An 8835-nucleotide genomic window follows, 5' to 3' on the forward strand; every position below is an offset into this window, starting at 1 on the left:
TATACCGCCGTGGACAAGGCCGAGACCGACCGCGACACCGCGTTCCGGATCAATGCGGACGCCCCCGGTGCGCTGGCGAAGGCCTGCGCCGACCTCGGCATCCCGTTCGTGCATTACTCCACCGACTACGTGTTCGACGGGCAGGGCACCCGGCCGTACCGGGTCGACGATCCGACCGCNCCNCTGGGCGTGTACGGGGCCAGCAAGCGGGCCGGCGAACAAGCGGTGCGTGCGGCCGGCGGCCGCCACCTGCTGTTCCGCACCGCGTGGGTCTATGCCGCGCACGGGCACAACTTCCTGCGCACGATGCTGCGGGTGGGCGCCGAGCGCGACGAACTGCGGGTGGTGGCCGACCAGGTCGGCACGCCGACCCCGGCGGCGCTGATCGCCGACGTCACTGCCAACGCGCTGGGCAAGGCGCTGGCCGATCCGGGCATCGCCGGCACCTGGCATCTGGTCGCCGATGGCCAGACCAGCTGGCACGGCTTTGCCGAGGCGATCTTCGCCGAAGCGGTGGCCGCCAGTCTGCTGCCGCGCGCGCCGAAGGTGCAGGCGATCGCCACCGCCGACTACCCGACGCCGGCCAGGCGGCCGGCCTACTCCTGCCTGGATACCGCCACGCTCAAGCGCGACTTCGGCGTCGAGCTGCCGGACTGGCGCCAAGGACTCAAGGGCGTAATCGCAGAACTGGCCGGCTGAAAGATATGCTCGGGCGATCCGCGATTCGCACCGCCCCGGGCAGTTCGCATCCGGCCACCACAGGCCCGCTGGTATCCTTCCCGCCTGACTCCAAGGTGGGAACATTATGATCCCCGTCATCCTCTCCGGCGGCTCCGGCACCCGCCTCTGGCCTCTCTCGCGCGAGGCCTATCCGAAGCAGTTCCTGCCGCTGGCCGGTAGCGACACCATGCTCCAGGCGACCTGGAAGCGGGTCGCGCCGCTGGCCAGTTCGGCGCCGATCCTGGTGGCCAACGAGGACCACCGCTTCATGGTGGCCGAGCAGCTGCGCGAGGTTGGCTGCACGCCGGCCGCGATCCTGCTTGAGCCGGTCGGCCGCAACACCGCCCCGGCCATTGCCGTGGCCGCGCTGCAGGCCGGTGCCAATGGCGAGGATCCGCTGCTGCTGGTCCTTCCCTCCGATCACGTGATCACCGATGCGGCCGCTTTCCGCGCTGCGGTGTCCGAGGCGGCGACGGCAGCCGAACGCGGAAAGCTGGTCACCTTCGGCATCGTGCCGACCGGTCCGGAGACCGGCTACGGCTATATCAAGGCCGGCGCCGGCCAGGCCGTGCGCGCTGTCGAGCGTTTCGTCGAGAAGCCGGACGCGGCCACCGCCGAGGCTTACGTCGCCTCCGGCGAGTACTTCTGGAACAGCGGCATGTTCCTGTTCAAGGCCTCGCGCTACCTGGAGGAGCTGGGTCGCCACCAGCCCGCGATCCTCGCCGCCTGCCGCGCCGCCTTCGACGGCGCGCGCCGCGACCAGGACTTCGTGCGCCTGGACAAGGCCGCCTTCGCCGCCTGCCCGTCCGATTCGATCGACTACGCGGTGATGGAGAAGACCGCCGACGCGGCGGTGCTGCCCATCTCGGTGGGCTGGAACGACGTCGGCAGCTGGTCGGCGCTGTGGGAAGTGGCGCAGCAGGACGGCAATGGCAATGCCCACCACGGTGATGTGATCGCGCTGGACTGCCGCAACACGCTGGCCTGGGGCGACGGGCGCCTGGTGGCGATGATCGGCCTGGAGGACGTGGTCGTGGTCGACACCGACGACTCGGTGCTGGTGGCGCACAAGGACCACGTGCAGGACGTGAAGACGGTCGTGGCCCAGTTGAAGGCGGCGGGCCGCTCCGAGCCGACCCTGCACCGCAAGGTCTACCGCCCCTGGGGCGCGTACGACTCCATCGACATGGGCGACCGCCATCAGGTCAAGCGCATCACCGTGAAGCCAGGCGCGGCGCTGAGCCTGCAGATGCACCACCACCGCGCCGAACACTGGATCGTGGTCAGCGGCACCGCCGAGGTCACCCGCGGCGACGAGGTGCTGCTGCTGTCGGAGAACCAGAGCACCTACATCCCGCTGGGCGTGACCCATCGCCTGCGCAACCCGGGCAAGGTGCCGCTGGAGCTGATCGAGGTGCAGTCCGGCAGCTACCTGGGCGAGGACGACATCGTCCGCTTCGAGGATGTGTACGGGCGCGGCTGAGGCACCTAGCACCCGGTGCGGCTGCTTGCGTTCGGCAACCTGAGAAGAGAAGTGCCATCAGCCGGCCGCCCCGCATTGCGAGGCGGCCGACTTGCTATCGGGTAATGACGATCAGTCCATCAAGCGCCGATGGCGCGGTTGCCCCTCTCTCGCGGAGCGGCGGCGACGTCGTTCGAAAAACGGCAGATGCCCATGGCCAGTACGCCCAGGCAGGCACCGATCGAAGCCCCCAGCAGGAACAACAGCATGTGCGTTCTCCCCTCCTCGCTGGCCCTCCCAGCGGGACCTATCGTGGCAGGTTCCGGAGGGCTTGGACTGAGGCAGCCTTCACATCTTTGAACAGCCGTCGGGACCACGGCTTGTCCCGCCCGGCCAAAGTCGCCCCGATCTGGGCGAACCAGCGCTCGCTGTCCGGCAGGCGCATCGAGCGGGGGTCGATCCACAGGGCGGCCAGCAGGCACAGGATCACGGGGACCATGCCCCACGCCCGCGGCCATTGGTGCCGGCGCAGGGTATGCAGGCCATGCGCCGCCACGGCCGCCCCGAGCAGGACACCGGCCAGCACTTCCGAAGGCGGGTGCGCTCGTGTCATGAGCCGCGACACACCGATGAGGCCAGCGAAGATCCAGCCGACCGCGGCCAGCGACACCCGCCAGGCCCGATGCCGCGGCGACACCAGCAGCGCCAGCGCCACCGGCCAGAGCACCAGCCCCAGCACGGTGTGCCCACTGAAGCAGGTCAGGTCCCAGGCGCGCACGCCGGTGCCCCAGCCATAGAAGGCGATCTTGCTGGCGGCCACCAGCAGCACGGCGACCGCGATCGCCGCCCACCAGCGCAGCACAGGCCCGCGCGCGGACGGATCCCTCGCCGCAAGTACGGCGCCGAGCACGGCCACCAGGGGCAGGACCAGCCAGGCGCTCCCGGGCAGGACGAATATCCGCCAGTCCCAGCTCATCGGATTCCCCCGGCCTGTCCGCCCACCTGCATCGCCCCTGTTATGCGTGAACAGCCGGCATTGTCGCCGATGCGATCTCCGCGGCTACACGGCCTTGAGACTTTTCTGAATTGGAGGCCCGTGCCGGCTCTCCACACGCTCCTCATGGAAGCACTGGCCGGCGTCTGGTGGGCCAGGCCACGCCACTCCTCGAACGTTCGTCCGGATTGGCTATGGGTAGGCAGCTGGATGGGCGCCGTAGTGGTGCTGTGCCATAGCTTCGCCGACTATCCTTTGCGGACACCCTCCCTCATGACGGTGACCGCGGTGCTGGCGGGGATCGCTGTCTCCGCATCCACCCGGCGAGGGCAAATCGACGTGCCGGCCGGGCGCCACAGTAAGGGCCCGGGGATTCATGGCGGGAAAGGGACAGGGGGCGACCTCATGGCTGAGGGATATCAATATCAACTGGGGGACTAGATGCAGCTCACGAGGTCGCCGCGCCAGGCACGAATCGCCATTGTCGGTCTTGGGTACGTAGGCTTACCCCTGGCCGTCGAGTTCGGAAAGGCCCATGACACCATCGGATATGACATCAATACCACCCGCGTGAGCGAGCTCCGCCAAGGCATCGACCGCACTCTGGAGGTCAGGGCCGCGGACCTTGCCTCGGCCACCCGGCTCCGCTTCAGTAGCGCCTTGGAAGACCTGCGCGACCGGGATACCTACATCGTCACGGTACCCACGCCCATAGACGACGCCAAGCGACCCAACCTGCGTCCGTTGATCGCCGCGAGCGAAGCCTTGGGCAAGGTGCTGAAGCCGGGCGATATCGTCATATACGAGTCGACCGTTTACCCGGGCTGCACCGAAGAGGTTTGCGTTCCCGCGCTCGAAGGCGTGTCCGGGCTGAAGTGCAACCAGGACTTCTTCGTAGGGTACAGCCCGGAACGGATCAATCCCGGCGACCACCAGCATCGGGTGGCCGACATCCTGAAGGTCACCTCTGGCTCGACCCCGGAAGCGGCCGAGTTCGTGGACTCGCTTTACGCTGGCATCGTCACGGCCGGCACCCACAAGACCAGTTCCATCAGGGTGGCCGAGGCGGCGAAGGTGATCGAGAATACCCAGCGAGACCTGAACATCGCGCTGGTCAACGATCTGGCGATCCTGTTCAACAAGCTCGGCATCGACACCCTGGAAGTACTCCAGGCCGCCGGCACGAAGTGGAACTTCCTGCCTTTCCGGCCCGGACTGGTTGGAGGCCATTGCATCGGCGTCGATCCCTACTACCTGACGCACAAGGCCCAGCAGGTGGGGCACCATCCGCAAGTGATCCTCGCCGGCAGGCGTACCAACGACGGGATGGGGTCATACGTCGCCAGCCAGACGATCCGGATCATGGTGCGGAAGCGGATCAACCCGGTGGGCGCCCGTGTCCTGGTGCTGGGGTTCTCGTTCAAGGAGAACTGCCCCGATTTCCGCAACACGCGCGTGGTGGACATCGTCCATGCGCTGCAGGACTACCGCGTGGAAGTGGACGTGCACGATCCATGGGTGGACGAGCACGAGGCCGCGAACGAGTACGGGCTGGCCTTGACCCGCCAGCCCGAGGAAGGCGCTTACGATGCGATCATCGTCGCCGTGGCCCACGACCGGTTCAGGCAGCTGGGAGCGGAAGGGATCCGCGCATACGGCAAGGAGGTCTGCGCGATCTACGACGTGAAGTACGTCCTGCCGCGCGACGCCGTGGATGGAAGGCTGTAGGTAATTCGAGGAAGGCCGCTGCACACATGAAAGTACTGGTTACCGGCACGGCCGGCTTCATCGGCTCCCACGTCGCGATGCGCCTCCTGGAACGGGGCGACGAGGTCGTCGGGGTCGACAACCTGTCCGACTACTACGACGTCGGGCTGAAGAAGGCGCGACTGGCGCTTTTCTCCGGCCACACCCGCTACAGCCATGTGGCTGCGGACCTGGCGGACCGGGGGGCGATCGAGGCCGCCTTCGACGAGCACCGTCCCGAGCGGGTAATCAACCTGGCGGCACAGGCTGGCGTCCGCTATGCGGCCGAGAATCCCCACGTCTATGTCCAGAGCAACGTCACCGGCTTCCTGCATGTGCTGGAGGGGTGCCGGCGCCATCACGTCGAACACCTGGTATTCGCGTCGACGAGTTCGGTGTATGGCGCCAACACGCGCATGCCCTTCTCCGAGCATGCATCGACCGAGCATCCCCTGACCTTGTATGCGGCAACGAAGAAGGCCAACGAACAGATGGCGCACAGTTATGCGCATCTGTACGGCATACCCTGCACCGGCCTGCGCTTCTTCACCGTGTACGGTCCCTGGGGACGGCCCGACATGGCGCTGTTCCTGTTCACCAAGGCGATTCTCGCTGGCGAACCGATCCGCGTGTTCAACAATGGGCAGCACAAGCGCAGCTTCACCTATATCGACGACATCGTCGAAGGCGTCATCCGCGCGCTGGACCGGATTCCGGCAAGAGACCCGCACTGGAACGGATCGGCTCCGGACCCCGCCAGCAGCGGCGTAGCGCCCTACCGGCTCTTCAATATCGGCAACGAGGAGCCCGTCGAATTGCTCCGGTACATCGAGCTGCTTGAGCAGTCCCTGGGGCGGAAGGCCGTGAAGGAGATGCTGCCGCTGCAGGCCGGCGATGTGCCGGACACCGAGGCGGACATCTCCGATCTCGTCGAGTACGTGGGCTACCGTCCTTCGGTTCCGGTCGAGCAGGGAATCGCCCGGTTCGTCGCCTGGTATCGCGACTACTACGGCGTCTAGAGCAGGTTGCGCCGCATTCCTGTTCACGTCGACAGCAGCGGAATAGAAAGGGAGCCAGCGGAGCGATGCGAGCCAGGATCCCGGTCATTCTTCTCAACGAAACACGTGCAGACAGGCAGCCGAGGATGGGTCAGTTTTCGATCGGCGGGGTGGGTCAGTTTTTCATCGGCGCTGACAACAACTTCCCCATGCCCCGGCGACCGCGGGCGCGCGTCTTCCTCGGCAATGCCGGCAGCGCGTTCCTGGGCTTCTCGATCGCCTGGATCGTGTTCCGGCTCACCCAGAACGCCGGCCATCCGGTGAATCCGGTGCTGGCGCTGTGGCTGATCCCGGTGCCGGTGATCGATTGCCTGGTGCTGATCGTGCGGCGTTTCCGCCACGGGCGCTCGCCGTTCGCCGCGGACCGCAACCACGTCCACCACCTGATGCGCGATGCAGGCTTCTCGACCGTGCAGCTGGTGCTGACGCTGGCCGGCTTCAGCCTGCTCGGTGGCCTGCTGGTCGGCCAGGCCATGCGCCTGGATGTGCCCAATCCGCTGCTGATGGGCCTGTTCGTGGCCGCGTGGGCGGGCTGGTGCGCGCTGACCCTGCGCCGGCGCCGGGCCTGCGCGATGTTCGCGGCCCTGCACCGGGCGCTGTTCGCCGGGTGGGAATGGACCCGGCCGGCCAACGAGCCGGTCGATCTGATCGACGAGGACGACGAGCCCAGCTTCGGCGGCAAGCGCGGCTGAGGCCGGCTCCGGCGAGGCCCCGGGCCGTCGTGGCGGCGCCCGGGCGCCGGCGGGTGGGCGCACGGCGGAATTCCGTTACAATGCCCGGCCACGCGCCCGTAGCTCAGCCGGATAGAGTAGTGGCTTCCGAAGCCCCTACTCATGGGTCAAAGGCGCCGGGTAAAGTGTCACAGGGCCTGAACTCGGTTTCAGGCCGGTTTGAAGAAAAAGTCCTTTAGATACGCGCCTGTAGCTCAGCCGGATAGAGTAGTGGCTTCCGAAGCCATTGGTCGGGGGTTCGAATCCCTCCAGGCGCGCCAAACCCTCTGGGACATTTTTGGGACAGATCTGGGACAAGTCCCGATCACGCCTCCCTGTCCAACTGAGTAAAGGCGCGCATGGCCACGCCCCGGGCCCCACGGGCCGCCCCCACCTGGACCTTTGCCGCCCGCTTCCGCCGCGGCGCCTTCGGCTGGAAGTCCGATCGGGCCATCGAGCGGCTGGACGAGGCCGCGGCCGAGATCCGGGCCATGGTCCGCAAGGACCCGGTCCTGGCCGCTGATGGGGCCGTGCGTCTCATCGAGAAGCTCTCGCCGGCCTTCGAGAACGTCGACGATTCCTCCGGCCGCCTTCAGGCGGTCATCCGCCAGGTCTTCGAGCAGGTCGTGCCCCTGATCGGCACCGTCGAGGTGGCGGCCAAGACCCGGACGGCCTGGCTGGAGCGGCTCTGGCAGGCCATGGTCGACGACGAGATGCCTTGGATCGAGCGACTCGGCGACCACTGGGGCACCCTGTGCGGCAGTCCTGAGGTGGCCTCGGCCTGGGCCGACGAGCTGCTACCGGGCCTGCGCGCCGCCTGGGCGACGGGCGCGAAGAGCCATGGCTGGTATTCCGGCACCATCCCCTGCCTGTCCAGTTTGTACGCGGCCGGGCGCCACGCCGAGCTGCTGGTGCTGCTCGAGTCGCCGCACACCCACGACTGGTGGGACTGCCATCGCTGGGGCGTGAAGGCCCTGCTCGACCACGGGCACCGCCATGAGGCCCTGGCCATGGCGGAGCGCTGCTACCGGCAGGGCCGCTACCGCTACGAGGTGGCCCGCACCTGCGAGTCGATCCTGATCGACCTGGGCCAGCGCGAGCTGGCCTACCGCCAGTACGCGTTCGAGGCCAACCAGGCCAACACCAACCTGGGCACCCTCAAGGCTCTGGCCGCCAAGTACCCCGAAAAGGACAAGGCGCGCGTCCTCACCGACCTGGTGGAGGCGAATCCGGGCAGTGAAGGCAAATGGTTCGCCGCCGCCAAGAGCGCGGGGCTGTTCGACGTGGCCCTGAAGCTGGCCCGCAGCAGCCCGACCGACCCGCGCACCCTCGCACGGGCCGCCCGGGACTTCGCCGCCAAGCAGCCGGTGTTTGCGCTGGAAGCGGGATTGCTGGCCGTGGGCTGGATGGCGCGGGGCTATGGATACGAGGTGTCGTCCCGGGACGTGGCGATGGCTTGGGAGGCCTGCCTGGCTGCTGGCAAGGTCCACGGGCTGAGCTCCGAGGAAGTCCGGGATCGGGCGCTGGCATTGTGCGACGGCAACTCGGGTGCCGAGCGGTTCGTTCGCGCGGAGATCAGGCTTCCGGCGAGAGCGGGTTGATCGCGTCCGTCCCGCCAGCTCGGCATTTCTCATACGAACTGGCTTCCGGAGAAGCCGGGGCGATTCACTCATGAGTTCTTTAACCGTTCTATAAGGCCCAGTGCGTGCTTGCTCTGCAACTCACTGGGAATTCTGGAAGGCATCGAGGCACAAACTTGGATGATCTGCTGATCCTTGGGAGACAGCATATTCCCTGCGACTCCACGTGAAAGGACCTCGCGCCAGAAGTCGGCCCCCCAAACGCACAACCTCTGCCTGTGCCGAGATTCCGTCGATCTCGCGCTTCTTCCTGCGCTCGTCCCGCTCGCTAGGGAAGGTCTGATCAAAGCGCGCTGATGCTTAGATTTCAGCGCCAAGGCGCCTGATCGACCTCGATGTGATCACTTTCTCGCCATTTCTGGCGCTTTTCGACGGGTTTCCCCGTCCAACGGACGGATTTAGCCCGTCGGCAGCAACAGACGTCGCCGCGCTATCCACAGGTTCGACAGCGCGAACAGCGTCAGCACCTGCGCCGTGTTCTTCGCCAAGCCCCGGTAGCGCACCT

General features: G+C 67.1%; 8 protein-coding genes, 1 tRNA gene and 1 pseudogene. 7 read left to right on the plus strand and 3 right to left on the minus strand.

What is annotated here, in order from left to right; all coding sequences use genetic code 11:
• Both rfbD and PSEJ35_RS0113690 read left to right on the plus strand, forming a co-directional pair.
• Positions 1 to 699, plus strand: a 699-nt coding sequence (gene rfbD / locus PSEJ35_RS0113685) for a dTDP-4-dehydrorhamnose reductase (protein ID WP_028918269.1), incomplete at its 5' end; no start/stop codon positions are given.
• 106 nt (positions 700 to 805) lie between these two features.
• The gene (locus PSEJ35_RS0113690; protein ID WP_037083398.1) at positions 806 to 2203 is read left to right on the plus strand and encodes a mannose-1-phosphate guanylyltransferase/mannose-6-phosphate isomerase; all 1398 of its coding nucleotides are present in this window, start codon (positions 806 to 808) and stop codon (positions 2201 to 2203) included.
• Between the two features lie 119 nt (positions 2204 to 2322).
• On the opposite strand, the gene PSEJ35_RS17775 is transcribed toward PSEJ35_RS0113690, so the two are convergent.
• Positions 2323 to 2451: a hypothetical protein gene (locus PSEJ35_RS17775; protein WP_255326752.1), complete on the minus strand. Its 129-nt coding sequence runs from the start codon at positions 2449 to 2451 to the stop codon at positions 2323 to 2325.
• 38 nt (positions 2452 to 2489) lie between these two features.
• A complete protein-coding gene (locus PSEJ35_RS16740) occupies positions 2490 to 3158 on the minus strand; it encodes a phosphatase PAP2 family protein (RefSeq protein WP_051412698.1) in 669 nt (222 codons plus the stop codon).
• A 459-nt stretch (positions 3159 to 3617) separates the two neighbouring features.
• Between PSEJ35_RS16740 and tviB the strand changes: the two genes are divergently transcribed.
• The 5 genes from tviB (at position 3618) to PSEJ35_RS16365 (ending at position 8291) form a co-directional block, all read left to right on the plus strand.
• Positions 3618 to 4904 carry a Vi polysaccharide biosynthesis UDP-N-acetylglucosamine C-6 dehydrogenase TviB gene (gene tviB / locus PSEJ35_RS0113705; protein WP_028918272.1) on the plus strand — a complete coding sequence of 429 codons (1287 nt, stop codon included), beginning with the start codon at positions 3618 to 3620 and terminating at the stop codon, positions 4902 to 4904.
• 26 nt (positions 4905 to 4930) lie between these two features.
• Entirely contained in the window at positions 4931 to 5941 is a 1011-nt protein-coding gene (locus PSEJ35_RS0113710) for an NAD-dependent epimerase (protein ID WP_028918273.1), read from the plus strand.
• A gap of 188 nt (positions 5942 to 6129) precedes the next feature.
• Positions 6130 to 6672, plus strand: a complete 543-nt coding sequence (locus PSEJ35_RS16360; protein WP_028918274.1) for an undecaprenyl-phosphate alpha-N-acetylglucosaminyl 1-phosphate transferase — start codon at positions 6130 to 6132, stop codon at positions 6670 to 6672.
• A gap of 222 nt (positions 6673 to 6894) precedes the next feature.
• Positions 6895 to 6971, plus strand: a tRNA-Arg gene (locus tag PSEJ35_RS0113720).
• Between the two features lie 78 nt (positions 6972 to 7049).
• Positions 7050 to 8291 carry a hypothetical protein gene (locus PSEJ35_RS16365; protein WP_051412699.1) on the plus strand — a complete coding sequence of 414 codons (1242 nt, stop codon included), beginning with the start codon at positions 7050 to 7052 and terminating at the stop codon, positions 8289 to 8291.
• A gap of 437 nt (positions 8292 to 8728) precedes the next feature.
• Here PSEJ35_RS16365 and PSEJ35_RS17325 read toward each other — a convergent pair.
• A pseudogene (locus PSEJ35_RS17325) lies at positions 8729 to 8835 on the minus strand (IS5/IS1182 family transposase); the annotation flags it as partial.

This window comes from Pseudoxanthomonas sp. J35, from assembly GCF_000513995.1.
In the GTDB taxonomy this organism is placed as follows: Bacteria; Pseudomonadota; Gammaproteobacteria; order Xanthomonadales; family Xanthomonadaceae; genus Pseudoxanthomonas.

Bases quoted from the DNA above. Each gene is read 5' to 3' on its own strand.
- PSEJ35_RS0113710 (WP_028918273.1), top strand. From the start codon at position 4,931: ATGAAAGTACTGGTTACCGGCACGGCCGGCTTCATCGGCTCCCACGTC.
- PSEJ35_RS16740 (WP_051412698.1), bottom strand. From the start codon at position 3,158: ATGAGCTGGGACTGGCGGATATTCGTCCTGCCCGGGAGCGCCTGGCTG.
- PSEJ35_RS0113690 (WP_037083398.1), top strand. From the start codon at position 806: ATGATCCCCGTCATCCTCTCCGGCGGCTCCGGCACCCGCCTCTGGCCT.
- tviB (WP_028918272.1), top strand. From the start codon at position 3,618: ATGCAGCTCACGAGGTCGCCGCGCCAGGCACGAATCGCCATTGTCGGT.
- PSEJ35_RS17775 (WP_255326752.1), bottom strand. From the start codon at position 2,451: ATGCTGTTGTTCCTGCTGGGGGCTTCGATCGGTGCCTGCCTGGGCGTA.
- PSEJ35_RS16365 (WP_051412699.1), top strand. From the start codon at position 7,050: ATGGCCACGCCCCGGGCCCCACGGGCCGCCCCCACCTGGACCTTTGCC.
- PSEJ35_RS16360 (WP_028918274.1), top strand. From the start codon at position 6,130: ATGCCCCGGCGACCGCGGGCGCGCGTCTTCCTCGGCAATGCCGGCAGC.